The following is a 21,404-nucleotide window of genomic DNA, read 5'->3' as shown; positions in this document are numbered from 1 at the left end:
GCCGCCCGGTGGCGTCAGCGCGTCCAGACGCGCTGAGGGCCGATGTCCAGGTGGACGAAGCTCGGATAGGCGCCCACCCCCATGAAGCCGAGCCGGCGCGCCAGCCCCGCTGCCCGGGTGCCAAGCTCGTCCGCCGAGATCCCCGGCACCGCCATGTCCACCGCCTGGCCATGCAGGTGCAGGCTACGCCGCGCCGCGCCCTCGATCGCGGCGTTGGACAGCGGCGTACGGTAGCCCGAGCGCACGATGATCGGCCGCGAATAGTCCCACCCCTCCTGCAGCACGGAGAGCATGTCGAGCAGCAGCGGCGGCATGGGGCCTTCGACGCCGGCATGGACGTCGCGCAGCAGGTGGCGAAGGCGTGCGATCGCGGCGGGGATGTACTCCTCGCCGGCGCGGAAGGCGACGGCCACCTCCTCGCCGGCGGCGTTCTGCATCCAGAGGAAGCGCTCCGGCGCAATGGCCGCCGCGCGCGCCCGGCCCGAGCCGAGCGCGGCGGCGGCGATCAGGATGCTGCGTCGCCCGAATGCCATGCCGCAGCATTGACGCGGCCCGAACGCCCGCGCAACGGCCGCGAGAGCCGCCCGCCGTAAGGAATGGTGCGGCTGTGTCAGCCGCCTCGCGAAGCTCCGACCTGCGGCCCGCGTCGGAGAGCATGCCCTTGGCATGACGCGGGCCGAGCGGCCGAATGGCCGCCGCGCCAGGTGGCGCGCAGCCAAGCGGGCGGCGCCGGCGCCGGCGATCGAGGGCGAAATGCGTCAGCATTTCGCGAGGACGGCATCAGCCAGCCTTCGGCAGGATCCGCCAGTTCGCCTCGGCCCAGTCGAAGTAGAGCTCCCGCGCCTTGCGGGCGAAGGGGCCCGGCTGCAGGGCGCGCCCGCCGTAGTTGGTGCAGGGCTGCACCTTGGCGTAGTTGCCGGTGGAGAAGATCTCGTCCGCCGTCTCCAGCTCCTCCGGCCGCACCGTCCGCTCCTCCACGGGCACCCCGGCTTCGCGCAGCAGCGCCAGCACGCGCTGGCGGGTGATGCCGTTGAGGAAGGTGCCGTTCGGGATCGGGGTGATCACCACGCCGTCCTTGGCGAACATCAGGTTGGCCGAGGCGAATTCCGCGACATTGCCGATCGCATCGCAGATCACCGCATTCTCGAAGCCGCGCTCCACCGCCCAGGCGGTCGCCCGCGCGCCGTTCGGATACAATGCGGAGGCCTTGGCATCGGTCGGCGCCTGGTCCGGCGCCGGCCGGCGGAAGGGTGCGAGGCAGGCCGAGAAGCCGGTGAAGCCCGGCAGCGGGCTGTCATAGATCGCCAGCACGAAATCGGTGCTGTCCGCATCCGGCCGCGCCGCGCCGAGACCCTTGCGCACGAAGAACATCGGCCGGACGTAGAGCGTGGCCTCCGGCCCCATCCGCCTGATGCCCTCGCGGCACAGCTCCTCGATCTGCTGCGCCGTCATGGTCGGCTTCATCAGCATCTTCCGCGCGCTCTCGACGCAGCGGGCCGAGTGCCGGTCGAGGTCCGGCGCCACCCCCTTGATGCTGCGACCGCCGTCGAAGATCACCGAGCCGAGCCAGAAGGCATGGTCCATCGGCCCGGTGAGCTTCGGCTCCTCGGTCATCCACTGCCCGCCGTACCAGAACACCCCAGCCATCGCTCGCGCCCTCTTCATCCCTCGCCGGCAGCTTTCCCCCACCGGCCCCGGTCCCGCAAGCCGGGGGGCGCGGCAAAGGCGCAGGCCGGCATATTCCCAGGCGCCGCCGGCCGGCCTAGTTTGCGCGCCCTTGCGACATCCGGGGGAAGGAAGCGGAGATGACGATCCATTTCGTCGTCCATGACGAGGGCGACAGCGTAGGCGTGGTGGTGGTGGAGGGCCTGAAGTCCGGCACCCGCCTCAATGGCTGGATCATGGACCAGGACAAGATGATCGAGTTCGACGCCAAGTCGGACATCCCGATCGGCCACAAGCTGGCGATCAAGCCGATCAAGTCCGGCGAGACGATCATGAAATACGGCGTGGACATCGGCAAGGCGGTGAAGGACATCGGCGCCGGCGAGCATCTGCACGTCCACAACGTCAAGACCAAGCGCTGGTAAGGGGAACGCCGAGATGGCATTCGATGTGAAGGGCGCCTCCTTCGAGGGCTGGCGCCGCGAGAACGGCCGGATGGGCGTGCGCAACCACGTCCTGATCCTGCCGGTTGACGACATCTCCAACGCCGCCGCCGAGGGTGTCGCGCGCAACATCCAGGGCACGCTGGCGATCCCGCATGCCTATGGCCGGCTGCAGTTCGGCGCCGACCTCGACCTGCACTTCCGCACCATCATCGGCACCGGCTGCAACCCGAACGTTGCCGCCGTGGTGGTGATCTGCATCGAGCCCGGCTGGGCCGCCAAGGTCGCCGAGGGCATCGCCGCCACCGGCAAGCCGGTCGAGGCCTTCTCGATCGAGCAGAACGGCGACATCGCCACCATCGCCTCCGCCTCGCGCGCCGCGATGCGCATGGTCCGCCACGCCACCAGCCTGAAGAAGACCCGCGCGCCGCTCTCCGAGCTCTGGGTCAGCACCAAGTGCGGCGAGAGCGACACCACCTCGGGCCTCGCCTCCTGCCCGACCGTGGGTGATTCTTTCGACAAGCTCTGGGAGAACGGCAACACGCTGGTCTTCGGCGAGACCAGCGAGATCACCGGCGGCGAGCACCTGGTCGCCAAGCGCTGCCGCACGCCCGAGATCGCCGACCAGTTCATGGCGATGTTCGACCGCTACCAGCGCCTGATCGACGCCAACAAGACCTCCGACCTTTCGGAATCGCAGCCGACCAAGGGCAACATCGAGGGTGGGCTGACCACCATCGAGGAGAAGGCGCTCGGCAACATCCAGAAGATCGGCCGCAAGTGCACGGTGGACGGCGTGCTCGACAAGGCGGAGATGCCGACCCATCCGGGCCTGTGGTTCATGGATTCCTCGTCCGCCGCGGCCGAGATGGTGACGCTCTGCGCGGCCTCCGGCTTCGCGGTGCACACCTTCCCGACCGGCCAGGGCAACGTCATCGGCAACCCGATCCTGCCGGTGATCAAGCTGACCGCCAATCCGCGGACGATGCGCACGATGAGCGAGCACATCGACGTGGACGTGACCGGCCTGCTGCAGAAGCGGATGAACATGGACCAGGCCGGCGATGCGCTGCTCGAGAGCATCCAGCGCACCGCCGACGGCCAGCACACGGCCGCCGAGATCCTCGGCCACCGCGAATACAGCCTCACGCGCATCTACGAGAGCGCCTGACCACCCGCGCCCTTCCTTCTCCCACCTCCCGCGAGAGCGGGGGGTGGGACGCCAAATGCGGGCCGGGGTCCGGGCCCGCGCACCCCTACTCGCTCACCCCCATCGGATAGAGCGCCGCGACTGGCGCCCTGAACACGATGTTTTCCAGCGCCCGCGCGCCCTCGGTGACGATCACCGGCCGCCCACCATCCGGTAGATCTCCGCCAGTTCCACGCCGAAGCCGATGCTCTCCGGCGCCAGCGCGCCCTCAGTCACCGGCAGCGGCTCGGCTGGCCGGTTGCCTTCCGCATCGCGCCGCAGCAACTCCATGCGCGGCGAGGCGGCGACCTCCGCCTGCAAGGCGCCTTGCCCGACCTCGGCCGGCGCCGCACCAGTATTGCCTCGGCGCGACGCACGAAGCGGTACGGCAACGGGCGCGCAGCGGCAGCGAAACCCGCCGTGTGCATCCTGCGGACACGGGCGGCACGACACCGCCCGGTTCCGCAGGAGAACCCGCCATGAACCGCAAGGTCGTCTTCGTCCTCTTCGCCTTCCTCGGCTGCCTCTTCGCCCTGGTCGCCGCGCTGCCCTCCGCCCGCTCCGGCGAGCTTGCCGCCGCGCCGCCCACGCCCGACTTCCAGGTGCCGCTCGCCTGGATGGCCGAGGCGCTGGCGCAGATGCCCTTCATCCTGCCGCCGGGGCGGTGAGGGCTGCGTCGGCGTGCCACGACAACGTCGCCGAATGCGTACCGCGATATCTGCGATGGGCCGCCACCGGTCCCACCCATGCTGCGCGACGGGTCATGCAGGTGCCCAACTCGCCGACCGCCGCCCAATCCAACCACGACTGCTTGCGCAGGCATGCAGGACAAGCGACCATCCACCCGTAACACCCGCCAGGGTCTCCGCCCGATGACGCTGCGTGCCGCCCTCGTCCTCGCCGCGCTTGCCTCGCCGGCATTGGCGCAGTCCACGCCCGCGACGGTGTATTGCGCGAACGAGCGCATCGTCGTGGAGCGCTCGACCATGCAGCAGTTGCAGTCGCGGCTCGGCCACGCCCGGATCTGCGTGATCGGCCCGAGCTTCGACTTCCAGCCTGACGGCGTGACATGGGTGCGCAGCAACCTCCGCAAGGACGTCGGCGACGCCTGCAGCTGCCGCTGAGCGGGGGCCCGCCAGCCCCGGCTTGGGCGCGCGTGGCGCCGATGGGCAGCACGGCGAAGGGCATCCTCGCCGGCGCGCTGGCCCTGGCCCTGCCCATCCTGCTGCAGGTCGCGCTCGAGCCGATGCTGGGCGACGGCTTCCTGCTGGCGCTGCTGTTCCTGGCGGCGCTGGTCCCGGGCTTCGGCGTTGCGCTGGTCTGGTCGGGCGGCGCGCCTTGGCGTCTCGCGGCCGGGGCGCTGCTGATGATGGCGGTGCCCTTCGCCTCGCTCGGCATGCTGGATGCGCGCGTCCTCGGCCCGGTGCCGACCACGACGTTGGAGGCAGCGCTGGGGAACGGTCTCGCCGCCGGCTTCCGCCTGGCCGATGCGGCCCCCGATGCCGCCTTGCAGCGGATCGTCAACGCGAGCAGCACCCATCGCCCGACCGATCAGCGCAACCGCCGCGGGCCGCCGGTGACGGAGCGCGGCACCTTTCTGGTCGCGCCGGTCCTCGGCTCAGGCTGGTCGCAGGCCGATCCGGTGCGGCTCGTGGTGGTGCAGGACCTGGACGAGGCGCCAGCCCGCCCCTGGGCGCCCTCGGGCGGCGTGCTCAAGCTGCTGCCGGACCGGCTTCGGCAAGCCGCGGTGCGCCAGGCGCTGGCCGAGGCGGGGCTGGCGATGGCGCCGGACATCCTCATCGCCCGCTGGGTAGCCAACCCGGACTGGGCGCGGGTCGAGGCAGCCCTGCCGCTGCTCTGGCTCTACTCCGGCGCGCTGGCCGTCTGGAATGTGCTCGCGCGCGGCACGGAACAGCGAGGTGGCAGATAGACCGGGAGCGGGCTGTCGGCCGGGCAGCCGGGCGCAGGCGGGTCGAGACAGGCCGACACCGCGTCCCGCTACGCCAGCCAGTCCTGGGCATATATTCCTTGACCTGTCCCGCCCCCTCGCGCACACTCCTCGCCGAACGCCCGTCGCGAGGCCCCAGATGCGCCCCCCGTCGATCTACCCCCTCCGCCACACCCCCCGCCACGCCTGGTCCCCCATGACCGACGCCGAGTGGGACGCCCTCGCCCCCCTCGTCACCCACGCTGACCAGTGCCGCCCCGGCCGCCCGCCCGCCGATCCGCGCCGGCTGTGGAACGCCATCTTCTGGGTCGCCTGCTCGCATGGCGCCTGGCACCACCTCCCCGCCGAGCTCGGCCGCGCCGACACCGCCCATCGCGCGCTGCGCCGCCATCTCGAGGCCGGGCTGCTGGACCGGCTGCTGGTGGCGATCTCGCCGCATCCGCTGGCCGCGGCCGAGCTCGCCCCGCTCGCCTGGCGCATCGCCCGCGCCTGGCGCCGCGTCGCGCGGCTGGCCAGCATGGCGCAACTCATGCTCGCCCGCCGCCTCGGCCTGGCCTCCGCGCTGCCCTGCGCGCCGGAGGACCTGCCGAAGCCCTATTTGTCCGAATTCGCCAAACGCCTCGCCGCGCATGTCCGCGGCGCCGGCCCGATCCTGCTCGGCTTCCTCGCCGCGCTGCACCACGAGGCGATGGGCCGCCGCCATGCCTGGCGGCTGACGGACGCACCGGCCCGGTCGTGATCCGCCCCGCCGCAGTGCCCGCCCGTGCAGCCAGCGCTTCCGCCGCGGCCGGCGCGCGCGGTAGCCTGCCCGCCCACAGCCAGGGCGGGAGGCGCGCATGACCACATCCCCCAACCCCACGTCGGAGCCGGGCACCTTCCAGCTCGGCCTCTGCATGGCCGGCGCCGTCTCGGCCGGCGCCTATACCGCCGGCGCGCTCGACTTCCTGATCGAGGCGCTCGACACCTGGGAAGCGGCCCGCGCCCGCGGCGAGGCGGTGCCGAGCCACCGCTTGAAGCTGCGCGCATTGTCCGGCGCCAGCGCGGGCGGCATGTGCGCCGCGATCCTCGCTGCCCTGCTGCACCGCCGCTTCCCGCCGGCGCGCGACGCCGCCTCGCGCGCCGCCAACCCGCTCTGGCAGGCCTGGGTCGAGGGGCCGGACATCGCCAAGCTGCTCGACACCGCCGATCGCGGGGCGGATGCCGGGCCGGTGCTGTCGCTGCTCAACGTCACCGCCCTGCAGCAGATCGTGGACGGCGTGCTGGACGCGCCGGGCGAGCCCATCCGCCGCCCCTGGGTGGCCGAGTCGCTGCCGCTGTCGCTCTCGGTCGGCAACCTCCGCGGCGTGCCCTACGGCATGGGCTTCGGCGGCGAGGGCACGCCCTCGCACAAGATGCGCATGCACGCCGATTCCGCCGGCTTCGTGCTCGGCGACGGCAGCCGGCACCGCGACCTGGTGCCGCTCGCCCCGCCCTCCGGCAGCGGCGCGGGGAACTGGAAGCGGCTGGGCCAGGCGGCGCTGGCCAGCGGCGCCTTCCCGCTGGCGCTGCGCGCCCGCGCGCTCACGCGCCCCGGCGCCGACTACGCCAAGCGCGAGGTCGAGATCCCCGGCGACGGCCACCCGCTCTCCGCCCATCGCGAGGCGCTGGTCACCGGCATGCTGCCGGACTGGCCGGGCGGCGAGGCGCCCGGGCGCTACGACCATCTGTGCGTGGATGGCGGGGTCTTCGACAACGAGCCGCTGGCGCTCTGCCGGCGGCACATGATGGACCTGCCCGGCCAGCGCTTCGTCCGCGACGGCCGCTTCGCCGACCGCAGCGTGCTGATGCTCGATCCCTTCCCCGACACGCCGGCCGACGGCCCCTCCGACCCCGCCACCCCGCTGCATGCGCTGGCCATCGCGCTGACCGAGGCGTGGAAGATGCAATGCCGCTTCGGCGCGGTGGATGTGGCGCTCGCCGGCGCGCCGGACGTCTACAGCCGGATGATGCTGGTGCCCTCGCGCGGCGGCGCCGACGAGGCCTCCGGCGCGCCGCTGGCGGCCGGCGGGCTCGGCGCCTTCCTCGGCTTCTTCCACCGCGAGTTCCGCGCGCATGATTTCGCGCTCGGCCGGCGCAACATGCAGCGCTTCCTCGGCCGCCACCTGGCGCTGCCGGCGGAAAACCCGCTGTTCGCCGAGGCCGCGATCCGCCCTGCCGGCGCGATGCTGGCGCAGGTCAAGCCGGGCCACCTGCCGGTGATCCCGCTGCTGGGCGATTGCACGGCGGAGGAGGCGCTGCCGCGCTGGCCGGTGGGCAGGCTGGATCCGGCGACGCTGGCCGCGCCGATCCGCGCGCGCATGGATGCCGTGGCGAAGGACCTGCTGCGCGGCGCGCCGCTCGGCACCTTCGGACGCATCGCCGCGCGGGGCTACTGGTGGTGGAAGCGCGACGAGCTGGTGGCGGCCGCGACCGGCGCGATCCGCGGCGCGCTGGTGGCGAAGAAGCTGGTCTGATGCCACCGCGCGAAACCGGCGCGAAGGGCGAGGCCGCTTGCTATCGCGCCTGGTCGCAAAGCGACATGATCCGGCATTCGCGGAGCGATTCGCCGGAACATGCGCCTTCTTCCCGCCCTCCTGCTGCTCTTCGCCCTCGCCGGCGCCAGGGCCGAGACGCCGCAGCGCCTGCTTGGCCTGGCGGCGGAAGGCGGCGATCTGCGGGCCGAGCTGGCGGATGGCGGCGTGCTGCGCGGCGCCGATCTGGCCGGCGCGGTACTGCGCTTCGACGCGCTGGAACTGCGGCTCGACGAGGTCCGGCGTGACGAGCAGGTGCCCGGCGTCGCGCCCGGCAGCTTCGCCGGCGATGTCTGGCTGTTCCGCCTGCTGGCGCGCGAGCCCGGCGGCGAATGGGCGGAGTTCTGCACCGCCGACGCGAACGGCGAGCGCCTGGCCCTGGTGCTGCCGACCGAGCCAGGCGGCTTCGCCTTCACCTGCTCGGCCGGCGGCAACGGCAGGTGCATCCGGCTCGGCTATCGGCCCTGGGCACGGCTGGCGGATGGCCGGCCGCTGGCGCCGTTCCACGCCGCCTGCGTGCACCTGCTGCGCGCGGCCTATGGCGGTGATGAGCGCGCCTTCAGCCGGGACGCGGCGCCGGTGGACATCTACGACCGCGCCGGCATCCAGGCCTCCGCCAACGACCCCGCCCACGCCTTCGAGGCCGGCTGGTCGGAGGAGGGTGCGGTCTGCCTCGCGCATCCGCGCAGCCCGGAGAATGGCAGCTTGTCCGAAATCCTCCGCCACGCCCCGCGGCTGATCGGCCGGGCCGGCATCGAGGCCTGCGATGAGGCGCGGGCGGCCGCCCTCGGGGCGCTGGTGTTCAACCGCTCGCTGAGATGATGAGGTTGACAATCCACTCACGGATTGGTGATACACGCTCAAATCATGAGCGCTGTCTCGTTTCGAGAACGTCCTGTCCCGCCCGGCTTCGCCGCCGGCGCCCCGGTGCCGTGGTGGGTCAAGTTCGGCGTCAAGCTGGCGATCGGCACCCTGCCGGTGCCGGCGCGGGCTTGGCGGGCGCTTGGCCTGCGCCGCCATTCCTTCTCCGCCTCCGAAGCCCGCCGCCTGGTGCCGCCGCTGGCCAAGGCGGTGGCGCGCGCCACCACCCTGATGGGCCGCGCGCCGCGCAGCGTGCTGGAGATCGGGCCGGGTGCGATGGTCCGCCGCGCTCCGATCGCCGCCGCGCTCGGCCTGGGGCCGATCCTCTACCTCGATGTGGAGGACGACGCGCCGCAGGACCTCGCGCCCTACCGGATGGCGGCCGAGGCGGCGCGCGCGGCCGGGCTCACGCCGCCCGATCTCTCCGGCTGCGCGACGCGGGAGGATGTGCTGGCGGCCTGCGGCGCACGCCTGCTGCTTGGCGGGCCGGAGCTGCTGGCGGCGCTGCCGGCCGGCTCGGTGGACCTGGTGTTCTCCGAGGTCGTGCTGGAACATGTGCGGCGCGAGGCGATGGTGCCGCTGCTCGCGGCGTTGCGCCGGGTGACCGCGCCGGACGGCGTCGGGCTGCACGGCGTGGACTTCCACGACCATCTCGGCGGCGCGCTGCGTCAGCTCGGCTTCTCGCCGGACTTCTGGGAGAGCCGGGCGGTGGACCGCGCCGCCCTCTACAACAACCGCCTCGGCCTCAGCGAGATGCTGGAGCTGTTCGCCCGCGCCGGCTTCACGGCCGAGGCGCCGCACCGCCTGGTGTGGGAGGAGCCGCCGCTGCCACCGCGCGGCGTGCATCCGGCGCTCCGCCGCCGCGCGGAGGACAACCGCATCTGCCACGCCGAGCTCGAGGCGCGGCCCGGCTGACACGCCGTCCGGGACGGCATCCGAGCCCATGGGTTGCCGGCGATGGCCGGCCCGCGGCACTCTGCGGGCAATGCAAATCCCAAGGGAGTCGTCCATGATCCAACGCCGCACCGCGCTCGGCCTTGCCGCCGCGCTTGCCATGCCGGGCCTGGCCCGCGCGCAGGGCAGCTTCCCCGACCGCAACCTGCGCTACATCGTGCCCTTCCCGCCGGCCGGCCTGACCGACATCATGGCGCGGATCGTCGCGCAGAGGCTCACCGAGGTCATCGGCAAGCCGGTGGTCATCGAGAACCGCGCGGGCAACAGCGGGATCATCGGCGCCGATGTCGCTGCCAAGGCGCAGCCGGATGGCCACACGCTGCTGGCCATCACCATGACGCACACGGTGAACGCCACCCTCTTCCCCAACGCGCCCTACGATTTCCGCCGCGACTTCACCACGCTCTCGCTGCTCGGCTCGCTGCCGCTCGTCGTGGTGGTGAACGCGGAGAAGAACCCCGCGCGCGACCTCTCCACCCTGCTCGAGCAGGTGCGCACCCGGCAGATGAGCGGTGCCAGCTCCGGCAACGGCTCGCCGCCGCATCTCGGGCTCGAGCTGCTGCGCCGCACGGCCGGTGCGGGCGACAACCTGGTGCACGTGCCCTATCGCGGCGGCGCGCCGAGCGTCACCGACCTCGCCGCCGGCAACATCGACGTCATGGTCTCGAACCTGCCGGAATGCCTGGCGCAGATCCGCGGCGGCCGGCTGCGTCCGCTGGCGATCACCTCCGCCGAGCGCCACCCGCTGGTGCCCGAGGTGCCGACGGCGCGTGAACTCGGCAAGCCGGAGCTCGAGATCACCAACTGGACCGCGGTGATGACCAATGCCGCCGTGCCCGCGCCCATCCGCGCGAAGCTGGAGCGCGACATCCTGACCTCCATCCGCGATGCGGAGACCACCCGCAAGGGCCAGGAGGCCGGCTTCCAGGTGCTCGGCTGGGAGGCTGCGCGCTCGCAGCAATTCGTCGCGGCGGAAACCGAGCGCTGGGCGACCCTGGTGCGCGAAGCCGGCATCAGGTCTGAGGGGTAGAGGTGCCGAGGCTGACCCTCGCCGAGGCCGAGGCCCTCGCCCGCGCCGCGCTCGCGGCGGCGGGGGCCGGCCCGCGCATGGCGGCGTTCACCGCCGCCGCGCTGGTGGCGGCCGAGGCCGAGGGCCAGTCCGGCCACGGCCTCTCCCGCGTGGCGCAGTACTGCGCCTTCCTGAGGAACGGCCGCGCCGATGGCGCGGCCGAGCCCGCGGTGGTGGCAGAGCGTGGCGGCGCGGCGCTGGTGGATGCACGGCATGGCCTCGCCTATCCCGCCGTCGCGCTGGCGGTGGAGGAGGCGGCCTCGCGCGCGGCGGCGCATGGTGTCGCCTTCCTCGGCATCACCAACAGCCACCATTCCGGCGCGATGGGCCTGCCCGTCGCCGAACTCGCGCGGCGCGGCTTCGTGGCGCTCGCCTTCACCAACTCGCCGGCGGCGATGCCGGTGCCCGGCGGGCGCCGGCCGCTGATGGGCACCAACCCGGTCGCCGCCGCCTTCCCGCGGCGTGAGGCCGACCCGCTGGTGATCGACATGGCGCTCAGCGAGGTGGCGCGCGGGAAGATCATGGTCGCCGCCAAGGAGGGGAAGCCGATCCCCGAAGGCTGGGCGCTGGATGCGGAGGGCAACCCGACCACCGACGCGAAGGCGGCGCTCTCCGGCGCGATGCTGGCGATGGGCGGCACCAAGGGCGCGCTGCTGGCGCTGGTGGTGGAACTGCTCTGCTGCGCGCTGACCGGTGCGGCCTTCGGCTTCGAGGCCGACAGCTTCTTCGAGGAGCAAGGCAACCGCCCGCGGCTCGGCCAGGCGATCCTGGCGATCGACCCGGGCGCGCTGGCCGGGCGCGAGGCCTTCCTCGACCGGCTGGAGGTCCTGCTCGCCGCCATGCAGGCCGATCCCGGCGTGCGGCTGCCCGGCAGCCGCCGCGCGGCGCTCGCCGCCCGCGCCGAGGATCACGGGATCGAGATCCCGGATGCGCTGGCCGGCACGCTGCGCGCGCTTTGCGCCCCGCCGCCGGCCAGGTAAAGCTGCGCGCTTCGGAAACGATGCGCGAGGCCGCAGGGATGCCAGCCCCCGCCTATACGCCGGGCGAGCCGGTCCCCCACTTCCATGCCCGTGCCGCGGGCAATCCCCGCTTCGCCTTCGACACCATCGCCGGCCGCTGGGTGATGGTGCTGATCCCCGGCCCGATGGGCGAGCCGGGCAAGGCCGAGCGGCTCGCCGCCATGGTCGGGCCGCACGCGCATCGCCTCGACACCGACAACGCCTTCATGCTGGTGATCGGCACCGATCCCGCCGACGAGGCCGCCGGCAACCTGAAGGATGGTCCTGGCCGCCGCGTGCTGTGGGACGATGATGGCGCCGCCCGCCGCGCGCTGCGCGCGATGGAGCAGGATGGCACGCTGCGCCCCGGCTGGCTGCTGCTCGACCCGATGCTGCGCGTCTTCGGCGTCTGGCCGCTGGAGCAGGGCGCGGAGGCGATGGCCACCCTCGCCGCCTTGCCGCCGCCGGGGCGGCATGCCGGCGTGCCCCTGACCGCGCCGGTGCTGGTGGTGCCTCGGATCTTCGAGCCCGGCTTCTGCCGCCGGCTGATCGCGCTCTACGAGGAGCAGGGCGGCGACGAGAGCGGCTTCATGCGCGAGGTCGGCGGCAGGACGGTCGGCCTGCTCGATCCCGGCCACAAGCGCCGCAAGGATTGCCTCATCGAGGATCCCGACCTGCAATCGCAGTTCCGCGCCCGCCTCACCGCCCGGCTGATCCCGGAGATCCGCCGCGCCTTCCAGTTCAACGCCACGCGCATCGAGCGCTACATCGTCGCCTGCTACGACAGCGCCGACCAAGGGTTCTTCAAGGCACATCGCGACAACACCACGCGCGGCACCGCGCATCGCCGCTTCGCGGTGACGATCAACCTCAACACCGGCGAGTACGAAGGCGGCGCGCTCTGCTTCCCGGAGTTCGGGCCGCAGACCTATGTCGCGCCGCTCGGCGGCGCGGTGGTGTTCTCCTGCTCTCTGCTGCACGAGGCGCGGCCGGTGACGAAGGGCCGTCGCTACGCGACGCTACCCTTCCTCTACGATGACGCGGCGGCGAAGATCCGCGAGCGGAATGCGCAGTTCCTCGGCGAGAACAACGCGCTGCCGGAGAAGGCGGCCACCGGGTGAGCGACGGCCGGCCGAGTGACGGACCTGGCGCCCGCCTGCCGGACGCCGACCGCATCGCCGGCGTGGCGGCGGTGGCCGCCGTCTTCGCGGCGCGGCCCGATGCGGTGCTGCGCCTGTTCTACCTGCCGGCCCGCCGGCGCGAGGCGGGGCCGTTCTGCAAGCTGCTCGCCGCCGCGCGCAAACCCTACCGGGAGGTGCCGCCCGACGAACTCGCGCGCATCGCCGGCACGCCGCATCACGGCGGCATCGTCGCGGTGGCGGCGGCGCGCGCGGTGCCGGAGCTTGCCGCGCCCTTCCCGGCGGCGCTGCTCGGCGCGCGGGTGCTGCCGGTGCTGGACGGCATCGGCAATCCGCACAACCTCGGCGCCATCGTGCGCTCGGCGGCGTTCTTCGGCTGCGCGGGGATGCTGCTCTCGGGCGATCCGCGCCAGGCCGGGCTTTCGGATGCCGCCTACCGCACGGCGGAGGGCGGGCTCGAACACCTCGCGCTGTACCGCGCGACGAGCCTGGCGGTCGGGTTGCGGGCGATGGCGCCGCGCTTCACCACGGTGGCGGCGGTGGCGAAGGGCGGCGTGGCGCCGGCCGACCTGCCGCGGACGAAGCCCTTCGCGCTGGTGCTGGGCAACGAGGAGGATGGGCTGGCGCCCGCCACCCTCGCCGCCTGCGCGCATCGCGTGACCCTGCCGGGCTCCGGCCGGGTGGAGAGCCTGAACGTCTCGACCGCCGCGGCGGTGCTGATCCACGCGCTCGAAACGCTACCGCCGGCGGCGGGTTGAGACCGGGATGGAGTGCGACCTGCTGGTGATCGGCGCCGGCGCCGCCGGTATCGCCGCCGCCCGCACGGCGCAGGCCGCGGGGCGGAGCGTGCGCGTGCTGGAGGCGCGCGGGCGGGTCGGCGGGCGCGCGATGACCGAGACCACCACGCTCGGCGTGCCCTTCGACCTCGGCGCCACCTGGCTGCACGCGGCGGAGCGCAACCCGCTGGTGCCGCTGGCGCGCGGCCTCGGCATCGCGCTGGCCGACAGCGATGCGCTACGGCAGGAGATCACCTTCGTCGGCCGGCGCCGCGCCACGCCCGAGGAACTGGCCGAGTATGACGCCGCCGAGGCCGCCTTCGAGCCGGCGATCCGCGCCCGCGCCGCGGCGCCCGGCCCCGATATCGCGGCCGCCGAGGCGGCGCCGCGCGGCGGGCCGTGGGATGCGACGGTCGCCGCCTGGCAGGGCCAGGTGATCAGCGCCTGGCCGCTCTCGGCGATCAGCCTGCGGGATTTCGCGGCCAACCTGCTCTCGGGCGGCAACCTGTTGCCGGCCTGCGGGCTCGGCGCGCTGCTCGGGCGGCTGGCGGAGGGGCTCCCGGTGACGCTCGGCGCACGCGTCGCCCGGCTGCGCTGGGGGGGCGGGCAGGTGGTGGCGGAAGGGGCGTTCGGAACGCTGCGCGCCGCCGCCGCGGTCTGCACCATCCCGACCAGCCTGCTCGCCGGCACCGCCATCCGGTTCGACCCGCCGCTGCCGCAGCCGGTGATGCAGGCGGCGCATGACCTGCCGCTCGGCGCCGCGATCAAGGTCGGGCTGCGCGCCGTGGGCGAGGACCGGCTCGGGCTTCCCGCCCATGCCTCGACCGACCGCCAGGTCGCGCCGGGGGAGGAGCTGATCCCGATCACCTTCTGGCCGCAGGGCCGCGACCATGCGCAGGCCTGGATCGGCGGCCCGCTCGCCGCCGAGATGGAGCGCGAAGGCCCGGACGCGGCCGAGGCGCTGGTGCGCGCCGAGATCGCCGCCCGCCTGGGCAGCGATGCGCCGCACGCCTTCCGCCCTGGGGCGCTGGTTTCCGGCTGGATCGCCGATCCCTTCGCGCGCGGCGTCTACAGCCATGCGCGGATCGGCGCGGCGAGGGCGCGTTCGGTGCTGGCGGAGCCGCTGGCGGGCGGCCGGCTCTGCCTGGCCGGGGAGGCCTGCCACGCGGACCTGGCCGGCACGGTGGGCGGCGCCTGGGCCTCGGGCGAGGCGGCGGCACGTCACGCACTCGGCACCTGCGCTTGAACGGCGCGGGAACGGACCGACCTGTTCGCCACATGATCGCCACGGCAACTCCGTCCGCAGGCCGGTTGGACGTGCGGCAGACGGCGGAGGCGAAGACGCTCACGCTGTCCGGCCGGCTCGATACCGCCACCGCCGCCGCGCTCTGGCCGAAGCTGATGGCGGAGGCGGCAGGCGGGCCGGCGGTGCTGGATCTCGCCGGGCTTTCCGCGCTCGACACCACCGGCGCGACGCTGCTGCTGGTGGCCGAGGCGGCCGGCAAGGGCAACCGCATCGAGGGCGCCGCGCCGCCGGTCGTCGCGGTGCTGGACCGGGTGCGGGCCGCCCGGGCCGCGCCACGCCCGAAGCCCGAGGCGCGGCTGCCCGTGGTGGCCCGCATCGGCGAGGCGACCTGGCAGGCCGGGCGGGCGGTGCGCGATGCCGTCGCCTTCCTCGGCGAGCTGACGCTGACGCTGCTGGGCACGCTGCTGCGTCCCTGGCGGCTGCGCTTCCGCGAGACGCTGCGCCACCTGGACGAGGCCGGCACCCGCGCCTTTCCGCTGACGGTGCTGCTCGGCGTGCTGATGGGGGTGATCCTCGCCTTCCAGTCGGCGATCCCGCTGCGGCGGTTCGGCGCGGAGGTGTTCGTGCCGAACCTGGTCGGCATCTCGCTGCTGCGCGAGCTGGGGCCGCTGCTGGCCGGGGTGATCCTGGCCGGGCGCACCGGCAGCGCCTATGCCGCGGAGCTCGGCACGATGAGCGTGAACGAGGAGGTGGCGGCGCTGCGCATCATGGGGATAGACCCGATGGCGCTGCTGGTGCTGCCGCGGGTGCTGGCGGGGCTGCTGGTGATGCCGGTGCTCTCGCTGCTGCTGACCCTGGCGGGGCTGATGGGCATGGCCTTCATCATGGGTTTGTTCGGCTTCCCGCTGACCACGGTGCAGCAGCAGCTGGTCAGCACGCTGCATCTGTCCGACCTGCTGGGCGGCCTGCTGAAGGCGGCGGTGTTCGGGTTGGCCATCGCCGGCATCGGCTGCCATGCCGGGCTCGGCGCCGGGCGCGGGCCGCGGGCGGTGGGCGATGCGGCGACGGGCGCGGTGGTGGGCGGCATCGTCGCCATCGTCGTGCTCGATGGCATCTTCGCCGTGGCGTACGAAAGGCTGGGGATTTGAGCGGCGAGGCGAGCGTCATCGAGGTGGAGAAGCTGGCCGCGGGCTTCGGCGGGCACATGCTGTTCCGCGACGTCTCCTTCCAGGTGAAGCGCGGCGAGGTGTTCGTGATCCTCGGCGGCTCGGGCTGCGGCAAGTCCACGCTGCTGAAGCTGATGATCGGGCTGGTGCCGCCGGTGGCCGGGCGCATCGCCATCCTCGGCACCGATGTCTGGGCCACCGAAGGCGCGGCGCGGCTGGACCTGCTGCGCCGGATCGGCGTGATGTGGCAGCAGGGCGCGCTGTTCGGCAGCCAGACGCTGCTCGAGAACGTGGAGATGCCGCTGGCCGAGCACACCTCGCTGCGCCCCGCGGCGCGCAGCGAGGTGGCGCGCGTGAAGCTCGGGCTGGTGGGGCTTTCGGAAGCGGCCGCGCGGCTGCCCTCGGAGGTCTCGGGCGGGATGCTGAAGCGCGCGGGCATCGCGCGCGCGCTGGCGCTGGATCCGCCGATCCTGTTCCTCGACGAGCCCTCGGCGGGGCTCGATCCCGTCACCTCGGCCGGGCTCGACGAGCTGATCCGGGACCTGGCGCGCTCGCTCGGCACCACCTTCGTGGTGGTGACGCATGAGCTGGCCTCGATCCTGGCGATCGGCGACCGCTGCATCATGCTCGACCGCGAGGCGAAGGGCATGATCGCGGAGGGCGATCCGCGAAGGCTCCGGGACGAGAGCACGCATCCCACGGTGCGCGCCTTCTTCCGGCGGGAGGCGGCATGATGAACGCCACCGATTCACGCCTGCGGTGCTTGCTGCGCTGCGCCCTCCGGCGATCGGAGGCCGTATGACCTCGCACACGCTCTACCTCCGCGTCGGCATGCTGGTGATCGCGGGCGCGCTGCTGGCGGTGGGGTTCGTGCTGTTCCTGGCCGGCAACCGCGGCGGCACGACCTCGGTGATCTACGAGACCTATTCGCGGGAATCCGTGCAGGGGCTCGATGTCGGCGCGCCGGTGCGCTACCGCGGCGTGCAGATCGGGCGGGTGACGGAGATCAGGCTGGCCTCCGCCGAATACCGCCCGGCCGCCGGCATCTCCTTCACCGAGGCGTTCCGGCTGGTGCTGGTGCGCTTCGCGGTGGACCCGAGCCAGCTCGGCACCGTCCCGACGCTGGAGGAGGCCATCCGCCTCGGCCTGCGGGCCCGCATCACCGCGCAGGGCATCACCGGCGTGAACTACGTGGAGCTCGACTTCGTGGAGCCGGAACGCTTTCCCGTCATCGCCATTCCCTGGACGCCGGAATACCCGGTGATCCCCTCCATCCCTTCCACCGTCGCGCAGGTGCGCAACGCGGCGGAGGAGTTGGTGGCGCGGCTGTCCAGCGTGCCGCTGGAGCAGATGATGGGCGATCTCGCGCAGTTGCTTGCCTCGCTCAACCAGCAGACCACGGAAGGCGACCTCGCCACCACGCTGCGGGAGTCCGCGCGCGCCATGACGCTGCTGCGCGACGCGCTGGATGACGGAGAGATTGAGGCGACGCTGGCCGACCTGCGCGCCGCCGCCGGCTCGGCGCGCGAATTGCTGGCCGCGCCGGAACTGCGAGCCACCCTCGCCAGCACCGCCGCCGCGGCCGAGGACATCCGCCAGGTGGCCGCGCGCCTGCCGGCGGCGATGGAGAGCCTGGAGCGCACGCTGCGCTCGGCGCGGGGCACCAGCGCGGACCTGCAGGCGACGGTGGCACCGATCCTGTCCGACCTGCGGGCGACGGTGGCCAATCTGCGGGCGGCGACCGAACAGCTTCGCTCCTCGCCCTCGCAGCTGCTGTTCGGCGCCCCGCCGGCGGCGGACCGGCGGCGGTGAACCCGCGGCGCATCGGCGCCGACGATGATGAGGATGGTGACGAGGATGCGCATCACGCGACGACACGGCCTGGTCCTGCTGCCGGCGCTGCTGGCGGGCTGCACGGTGTTCCCGGACCGGCCCAACGTGCCGGTGCGGCGCTATGGCTTGGCGCCGCGGCGGCCGGAGAGCCGCCCGCCACGCCGCGGCGGGCCGGTGCTGCTGGTGCGCAGCCTGCGCGGCGTGCCGGGCCTGCAGGAACTCGGGCTGCGGCGCGTGCGGCCGGAGGGCGGCTACGACATCGCCCCGTACGAGGAATGGATCGCCCCGCCCGCCGACCTGGCGGAGCCGGCCTTGCGTGCCTGGCTGCTGGACAGCGGCCTGTTCGCCGCGGTGGTGGCGCCCGGCAGCCGGGCCGAGGCGTCGTTGGTGCTGGAGGCGCAGCTCACCCGCCTGGAGGCCGCGCCGGCCGCCGGCGAGGCGCGCGCCGCGCTCTCCGGCGTGCTGCTGCGGGAGGAGCGGCTTTCCGCCCGCATCCTCGCCCCGCTCGAGGTCAGCGCCACCGCGCCGCTGGCCGCGAATGCCGAGCCGCCGGCCCAGGCCGAGGCCATGGAGGCGGCGCTCGGCGGGGCGTTCACCGCGCTGGAGCGGGCGATCGCCCAGGCGATCCGGTAGCGTCCTGCGCCGCCGCGATCGCCTGGCGCAGCACCGCCATGTCGCCGATGTGGTTGGCGAGGATCAGCACCAGCCGCGCATCCAGCCGGCGCGAGGCCTCCGCATCCAGGCCGCGGTGCGCCTCCACCAGCAGGGCGAAGAGCGCGTCCGGATCGGCGAGGCGCGGGGTGGTGTCGAGCGTGCTCATGGGCTGGCCTCTGCCAGGGTGCGCGACAGCGCGCGGTCCAGCGCGGCGGCGATGGCGGCCGGTGCGGGCGTGGCGAAGCGCGCCGCCACATGCTGGTCCGGGCGCAGCAGCACCGCGCCGCCGCGCGGCGCGCCGAAGCGTGCGGCGGCGAGCCCCGTATGGTCCCACAAGGCGCCGGGCGCCTCCTCCGCGCTGACGAAGACCGCCGCGACGCCCGCGGGCAGGGCGGCGACCAGCTTCGGGTCGGGCGGGGCGAAGACCAGCAGCCGGAAGCCGTCGCCGAGATGGCGCAGCAGCCAGTCGGGCCGGCCTTCATGCAGCACCGGCGCATCGGGCGCCGGCGCGCCGGGCGGGGCGCCGCCCTGCCAGGGGCCGGAATCGGCGCTGTTCAGCGGGCTGTCGGCATAGGTGGAGGGGCGGGAGAGCCGGCCGGAATTGACCAGCGGGCGGGCGAAGGCGTGCTGCGCCGCAAGCTCCAGCACCGCGTCCCGATAGGCGCGCGCGGCGTCGGTCTTCGGCGTGATGAAGTCGGTGCTGCGGGTGGAGTTGAGGATGTTCTCGTCGGCGGCCGGGATGCGCTCCGCATCGTAGCTGTCGAGCAGCGCCTCGGGCGCGCGGCCGGCGAGCACGGCGGCGAGCTTCCAGGCCAGGTTGTCGGCGTCCTGCACGCCGGCATTGCCGCCGCGCGCGCCGAAGGGCGAGACCTGGTGCGCGGCATCGCCGGCGAAGACCACGCGGCCATGGCGGAAGCGCTCGATGCGGCGGCAGCGGAAGGTGTAGACGCTGACCCATTCCAGCTCGAACGGCACCTTTTCGCCGAGCATGGCGCGCAGGCGGGGGATCACCTTCTCCGGGCGCTTCTCCCCCTCCGGGTCGGCGTCCCAGCCGAGCTGGAAATCGATGCGCCAGACATCGTCGGGCTGCTTGTGCAGCAGCACGGATTGGCCGGGATGGAAGGGCGGGTCGAACCAGAACCAGCGCTCGGTGGGAAAGCCGACATCCCCCTTGATGACGACGTCGGCGATCAGGAAGCGGTCGCGGAAGACCTGGCCGGTGAAGGGCAGGCCCATGCTCTCGCGGATGAAGCTGCGCGCGCCGTCGCAGGCCAGCAGCCATTCGGCGTGCAGCGCGTAGCCGCCATCCTGCGTGTCCACGATGAGGGTCGCGCCGTCATCGTCCGGCGCGACGCGGCTGATGCGGTGCTTCCAGCGCAGTTCGACGCCGGCGGCGAGGCAGGCCTCCACCAGCCATTCCTCGGCATAGTATTGCTGCAGGTTCACGAAGGCGGGGTATTCGTGGCCTTCCTCCGGCAGCAGGTCGAAGGCGTAGGTCTCGCGGTCGCGGTGGAAGACGCGGCCGGTCTTCCAGGTGATGCCCTTTTCCGTGAAGCGCTGGCCGAGGCCGAGGCGGCCGAAGATCTCCAGGCTGCGCTTGGCGAAGCAGATGGCGCGGGAGCCGAAGGAGACGGTGTCGTCCTCGTCCAGCACCACCACGCTCACGCCATGGCGGGCGAGGTCGAGCGCCAGCGTCAGCCCCACCAGGCCGGCGCCGGCGACGACGACCCTGTGGCTCTCCGACTTCGGCGGTGTCGGCGCGGCGGGGTAGCGGGGGTTGGTGTAGGTGGCGGGCATCTCAGCCGCGCGCTTCGGCGCTCTTCATCGCCGTGCCGTGTTCCAGCGCCTTCCACATCTCCACGTCGCGCTCCGCGGTCCAGATGCGGGGGTGGTCGAGGCCCTTGGCCTCGTCATGGGCGCGGGAGACGTTGAAGGGCATGCAGTGCTCGAAGATCACCCAGGACCCGTAGCGCGGGCGCATGAAATCCATCGTGTCGGCATAGATCTCCTGCAACGCCCAGCCCTTCGCGACACCCTGCCGCACGCGGGCGAAGAGATCGGAGGTGAAGGCGCGGGTGCCGGCGATGGCGTCCTCGCATTCCGCCTTGCTCAGCAGCGCGCGGCCGCGGCCGGGGACCATCTTCTCGGGGCCGAGCTCGCGGATCGCGTCGAGCGTGGCGGGCCAGTCGGTGAAGTGGGCGTCGCCGCAATAGGGGGTGGCGCCGAACTCCACGGTGTCGCCGGCGAACAGCACCTTCTCCTTCGGCAGCCAGACCACCGTGTCGCCGGCGGTGTGGCTGCGGCCGATATGAATCACCTGCGCCTCGCGCTCACCGAGCCAGAGCGTCATCCGCTTGTGGAAGGTGTGGGTCGGCCAGGTGAGGCCGGGGATGGTCTCCTTGCCGCGGAACAGGCGGGGGAAGCGGCCGATCTCGCTGTCCATGTCCTGCTGGCCGCGCTCGACGATCAACTCCCGCGTGGCGTCGGAGGCGATGACGGTGGGCTTGCCGTAGCCGGAGACGCCCAGCACCCGCACCGCGTGGTAATGGGTCAGCACCACCTGGGTGACGGGACGGTCGGTGACGGTCCGGATGCGGGCCTGCACGTCCTGCGCCATGGCGGGGGTGGCCTGGGCGTCCACCACCACCACGCCCTCGGGCCCGACGACAACGCCGGAATTGGGGTCGCCCTCCGCCGTATAGGCGAACAGGCCGGGGCCGAGTTCGTCGAAGGAGACAGTCTTCTCGGCGAGGTCGGTGGTGGAGGCGAAACCGGACATGGCGCTTCCTCTGGTTTCCGGCGGGTCCCTTGGCGGCCCCTGGTGGCGGTGCCGGGGGGCCGTGGCGCGCCCGCCTTCGCGGATGGATGGGCGCAAAGGTGGCATGCCCGGCGCGCAGGGCAAGCGCAACCGCAG

24 protein-coding genes are annotated in these 21,404 nt (G+C 73.3%); 18 read left to right on the top strand and 6 right to left on the bottom strand.

What is annotated here, in order from left to right:
* Positions 1 to 14 precede the first annotated feature (14 nt).
* Together ACESM1_RS12585 and ACESM1_RS12580 are read right to left on the bottom strand one after the other, a co-directional pair.
* The gene (locus tag ACESM1_RS12585; protein WP_372620539.1) at positions 15 to 533 is read right to left on the bottom strand and encodes a YcbK family protein; all 519 of its coding nucleotides are present in this window, start codon (positions 531 to 533) and stop codon (positions 15 to 17) included.
* A gap of 247 nt (positions 534 to 780) precedes the next feature.
* Positions 781 to 1,647 carry a branched-chain amino acid aminotransferase gene (locus tag ACESM1_RS12580; RefSeq protein WP_372620537.1) on the bottom strand — a complete coding sequence of 289 codons (867 nt, stop codon included), beginning with the start codon at positions 1,645 to 1,647 and terminating at the stop codon, positions 781 to 783.
* Positions 1,648 to 1,805: 158 nt separating this feature from the next.
* On the opposite strand from ACESM1_RS12580, the gene ACESM1_RS12575 reads away from it, so the two are divergent.
* Positions 1,806 to 2,090, top strand: a complete 285-nt coding sequence (locus tag ACESM1_RS12575; protein ID WP_372620535.1) for a UxaA family hydrolase — start codon at positions 1,806 to 1,808, stop codon at positions 2,088 to 2,090.
* A gap of 13 nt (positions 2,091 to 2,103) precedes the next feature.
* Positions 2,104 to 3,279, top strand: a complete 1,176-nt coding sequence (locus tag ACESM1_RS12570) for a UxaA family hydrolase (protein ID WP_372620533.1) — start codon at positions 2,104 to 2,106, stop codon at positions 3,277 to 3,279.
* A 171-nt stretch (positions 3,280 to 3,450) separates the two neighbouring features.
* On the opposite strand, the gene ACESM1_RS12565 is transcribed toward ACESM1_RS12570, so the two are convergent.
* A complete protein-coding gene (locus ACESM1_RS12565) occupies positions 3,451 to 3,618 on the bottom strand; it encodes a hypothetical protein (protein WP_372620532.1) in 168 nt (55 codons plus the stop codon).
* 158 nt (positions 3,619 to 3,776) lie between these two features.
* Between ACESM1_RS12565 and ACESM1_RS12560 the strand changes: the two genes are divergently transcribed.
* From ACESM1_RS12560 to ACESM1_RS12485, 16 genes are all read left to right on the top strand, one after another.
* Positions 3,777 to 3,965, top strand: coding sequence for a hypothetical protein (locus ACESM1_RS12560; RefSeq protein ID WP_372620531.1), 189 nt, complete (start codon positions 3,777 to 3,779; stop codon positions 3,963 to 3,965).
* Between the two features lie 204 nt (positions 3,966 to 4,169).
* A complete protein-coding gene (locus ACESM1_RS12555) occupies positions 4,170 to 4,421 on the top strand; it encodes a hypothetical protein (RefSeq protein ID WP_372620529.1) in 252 nt (83 codons plus the stop codon).
* Positions 4,422 to 4,462: 41 nt separating this feature from the next.
* Entirely contained in the window at positions 4,463 to 5,227 is a 765-nt protein-coding gene (locus ACESM1_RS12550) for a hypothetical protein (RefSeq protein ID WP_372620527.1), read from the top strand.
* 214 nt (positions 5,228 to 5,441) lie between these two features.
* Complete coding sequence (locus tag ACESM1_RS12545) at positions 5,442 to 5,984, top strand: transposase (RefSeq protein WP_372620525.1); 543 nt, start codon at positions 5,442 to 5,444, stop codon at positions 5,982 to 5,984.
* A gap of 97 nt (positions 5,985 to 6,081) precedes the next feature.
* Complete coding sequence (locus ACESM1_RS12540) at positions 6,082 to 7,737, top strand: hypothetical protein (RefSeq protein WP_372620524.1); 1,656 nt, start codon at positions 6,082 to 6,084, stop codon at positions 7,735 to 7,737.
* 99 nt (positions 7,738 to 7,836) lie between these two features.
* Positions 7,837 to 8,616, top strand: a complete 780-nt coding sequence (locus tag ACESM1_RS12535) for an ADYC domain-containing protein (protein ID WP_372620522.1) — start codon at positions 7,837 to 7,839, stop codon at positions 8,614 to 8,616.
* A gap of 45 nt (positions 8,617 to 8,661) precedes the next feature.
* On the top strand, positions 8,662 to 9,570 hold the full coding sequence (locus tag ACESM1_RS12530; RefSeq protein WP_372620520.1) for a methyltransferase domain-containing protein: 909 nt from the start codon (positions 8,662 to 8,664) through the stop codon (positions 9,568 to 9,570).
* A 94-nt stretch (positions 9,571 to 9,664) separates the two neighbouring features.
* Positions 9,665 to 10,639, top strand: coding sequence for a Bug family tripartite tricarboxylate transporter substrate binding protein (locus ACESM1_RS12525; RefSeq protein ID WP_372620519.1), 975 nt, complete (start codon positions 9,665 to 9,667; stop codon positions 10,637 to 10,639).
* A 2-nt stretch (positions 10,640 to 10,641) separates the two neighbouring features.
* On the top strand, positions 10,642 to 11,658 hold the full coding sequence (locus tag ACESM1_RS12520; protein ID WP_372620517.1) for an Ldh family oxidoreductase: 1,017 nt from the start codon (positions 10,642 to 10,644) through the stop codon (positions 11,656 to 11,658).
* A 20-nt stretch (positions 11,659 to 11,678) separates the two neighbouring features.
* The gene (locus ACESM1_RS12515; protein ID WP_372620515.1) at positions 11,679 to 12,797 is read left to right on the top strand and encodes a 2OG-Fe(II) oxygenase family protein; all 1,119 of its coding nucleotides are present in this window, start codon (positions 11,679 to 11,681) and stop codon (positions 12,795 to 12,797) included.
* Positions 12,794 to 13,573 carry a TrmH family RNA methyltransferase gene (locus ACESM1_RS12510; protein ID WP_372620513.1) on the top strand — a complete coding sequence of 260 codons (780 nt, stop codon included), beginning with the start codon at positions 12,794 to 12,796 and terminating at the stop codon, positions 13,571 to 13,573. The genes ACESM1_RS12515 and ACESM1_RS12510 overlap by 4 nt, the downstream gene beginning before the upstream one ends.
* A 7-nt stretch (positions 13,574 to 13,580) precedes the next feature.
* Positions 13,581 to 14,837: a flavin monoamine oxidase family protein gene (locus ACESM1_RS12505; RefSeq protein ID WP_372620511.1), complete on the top strand. Its 1,257-nt coding sequence runs from the start codon at positions 13,581 to 13,583 to the stop codon at positions 14,835 to 14,837.
* 71 nt (positions 14,838 to 14,908) lie between these two features.
* On the top strand, positions 14,909 to 15,985 hold the full coding sequence (locus ACESM1_RS12500) for an ABC transporter permease (protein ID WP_372620509.1): 1,077 nt from the start codon (positions 14,909 to 14,911) through the stop codon (positions 15,983 to 15,985).
* A 56-nt stretch (positions 15,986 to 16,041) separates the two neighbouring features.
* Positions 16,042 to 16,737, top strand: a complete 696-nt coding sequence (locus tag ACESM1_RS12495) for an ABC transporter ATP-binding protein (RefSeq protein WP_372620625.1) — start codon at positions 16,042 to 16,044, stop codon at positions 16,735 to 16,737.
* A gap of 64 nt (positions 16,738 to 16,801) precedes the next feature.
* Entirely contained in the window at positions 16,802 to 17,815 is a 1,014-nt protein-coding gene (locus ACESM1_RS12490; RefSeq protein ID WP_372620508.1) for an MlaD family protein, read from the top strand.
* A 45-nt stretch (positions 17,816 to 17,860) separates the two neighbouring features.
* Complete coding sequence (locus tag ACESM1_RS12485; RefSeq protein WP_372620506.1) at positions 17,861 to 18,469, top strand: hypothetical protein; 609 nt, start codon at positions 17,861 to 17,863, stop codon at positions 18,467 to 18,469.
* Here ACESM1_RS12485 and ACESM1_RS12480 read toward each other — a convergent pair.
* Genes ACESM1_RS12480 through ACESM1_RS12470 form a run of 3 tightly spaced genes read right to left on the bottom strand, consistent with a single transcriptional unit; the run spans position 18,429 to position 21,269 of the window.
* Complete coding sequence (locus ACESM1_RS12480) at positions 18,429 to 18,656, bottom strand: DUF2783 domain-containing protein (RefSeq protein WP_372620504.1); 228 nt, start codon at positions 18,654 to 18,656, stop codon at positions 18,429 to 18,431. The genes ACESM1_RS12485 and ACESM1_RS12480 overlap by 41 nt on opposite strands.
* Positions 18,653 to 20,287 (bottom strand): FAD-dependent oxidoreductase, encoded by a 1,635-nt coding sequence (locus tag ACESM1_RS12475; RefSeq protein ID WP_372620503.1) that lies wholly within the window; start codon positions 20,285 to 20,287, stop codon positions 18,653 to 18,655. Before ACESM1_RS12475 ends, ACESM1_RS12480 begins: the two co-directional genes overlap by 4 nt.
* A gap of 1 nt (position 20,288) precedes the next feature.
* The gene (locus ACESM1_RS12470; RefSeq protein WP_372620502.1) at positions 20,289 to 21,269 is read right to left on the bottom strand and encodes an MBL fold metallo-hydrolase; all 981 of its coding nucleotides are present in this window, start codon (positions 21,267 to 21,269) and stop codon (positions 20,289 to 20,291) included.
* Between the last annotated feature and the right edge of the window lie 135 nt (positions 21,270 to 21,404).

This window comes from Falsiroseomonas sp. (assembly GCF_041690465.1).
Lineage (GTDB): Bacteria > Pseudomonadota > Alphaproteobacteria > Acetobacterales > Acetobacteraceae > Falsiroseomonas.
This window is presented reverse-complemented; position numbering and strand designations above follow the sequence as displayed.

What these genes read in the sequence shown, in the direction of transcription:
- ACESM1_RS12560 (WP_372620531.1), top strand. Translation starts at nt 3,777, where the DNA reads ATGAACCGCAAGGTCGTCTTCGTCCTCTTCGCCTTCCTCGGCTGCCTC.
- ACESM1_RS12575 (WP_372620535.1), top strand. Translation starts at nt 1,806, where the DNA reads ATGACGATCCATTTCGTCGTCCATGACGAGGGCGACAGCGTAGGCGTG.
- ACESM1_RS12540 (WP_372620524.1), top strand. Translation starts at nt 6,082, where the DNA reads ATGACCACATCCCCCAACCCCACGTCGGAGCCGGGCACCTTCCAGCTC.
- ACESM1_RS12545 (WP_372620525.1), top strand. Translation starts at nt 5,442, where the DNA reads ATGACCGACGCCGAGTGGGACGCCCTCGCCCCCCTCGTCACCCACGCT.
- ACESM1_RS12495 (WP_372620625.1), top strand. Translation starts at nt 16,042, where the DNA reads ATGCTGTTCCGCGACGTCTCCTTCCAGGTGAAGCGCGGCGAGGTGTTC.
- ACESM1_RS12535 (WP_372620522.1), top strand. Translation starts at nt 7,837, where the DNA reads ATGCGCCTTCTTCCCGCCCTCCTGCTGCTCTTCGCCCTCGCCGGCGCC.
- ACESM1_RS12475 (WP_372620503.1), bottom strand. Translation starts at nt 20,287, where the DNA reads ATGCCCGCCACCTACACCAACCCCCGCTACCCCGCCGCGCCGACACCG.
- ACESM1_RS12570 (WP_372620533.1), top strand. Translation starts at nt 2,104, where the DNA reads ATGGCATTCGATGTGAAGGGCGCCTCCTTCGAGGGCTGGCGCCGCGAG.
- ACESM1_RS12485 (WP_372620506.1), top strand. Translation starts at nt 17,861, where the DNA reads ATGCGCATCACGCGACGACACGGCCTGGTCCTGCTGCCGGCGCTGCTG.
- ACESM1_RS12580 (WP_372620537.1), bottom strand. Translation starts at nt 1,647, where the DNA reads ATGGCTGGGGTGTTCTGGTACGGCGGGCAGTGGATGACCGAGGAGCCG.
- ACESM1_RS12470 (WP_372620502.1), bottom strand. Translation starts at nt 21,269, where the DNA reads ATGTCCGGTTTCGCCTCCACCACCGACCTCGCCGAGAAGACTGTCTCC.
- ACESM1_RS12490 (WP_372620508.1), top strand. Translation starts at nt 16,802, where the DNA reads ATGACCTCGCACACGCTCTACCTCCGCGTCGGCATGCTGGTGATCGCG.
- ACESM1_RS12515 (WP_372620515.1), top strand. Translation starts at nt 11,679, where the DNA reads ATGCGCGAGGCCGCAGGGATGCCAGCCCCCGCCTATACGCCGGGCGAG.
- ACESM1_RS12585 (WP_372620539.1), bottom strand. Translation starts at nt 533, where the DNA reads ATGGCATTCGGGCGACGCAGCATCCTGATCGCCGCCGCCGCGCTCGGC.
- ACESM1_RS12530 (WP_372620520.1), top strand. Translation starts at nt 8,662, where the DNA reads ATGAGCGCTGTCTCGTTTCGAGAACGTCCTGTCCCGCCCGGCTTCGCC.
- ACESM1_RS12550 (WP_372620527.1), top strand. Translation starts at nt 4,463, where the DNA reads ATGGGCAGCACGGCGAAGGGCATCCTCGCCGGCGCGCTGGCCCTGGCC.
- ACESM1_RS12555 (WP_372620529.1), top strand. Translation starts at nt 4,170, where the DNA reads ATGACGCTGCGTGCCGCCCTCGTCCTCGCCGCGCTTGCCTCGCCGGCA.
- ACESM1_RS12525 (WP_372620519.1), top strand. Translation starts at nt 9,665, where the DNA reads ATGATCCAACGCCGCACCGCGCTCGGCCTTGCCGCCGCGCTTGCCATG.
- ACESM1_RS12505 (WP_372620511.1), top strand. Translation starts at nt 13,581, where the DNA reads ATGGAGTGCGACCTGCTGGTGATCGGCGCCGGCGCCGCCGGTATCGCC.
- ACESM1_RS12480 (WP_372620504.1), bottom strand. Translation starts at nt 18,656, where the DNA reads ATGAGCACGCTCGACACCACCCCGCGCCTCGCCGATCCGGACGCGCTC.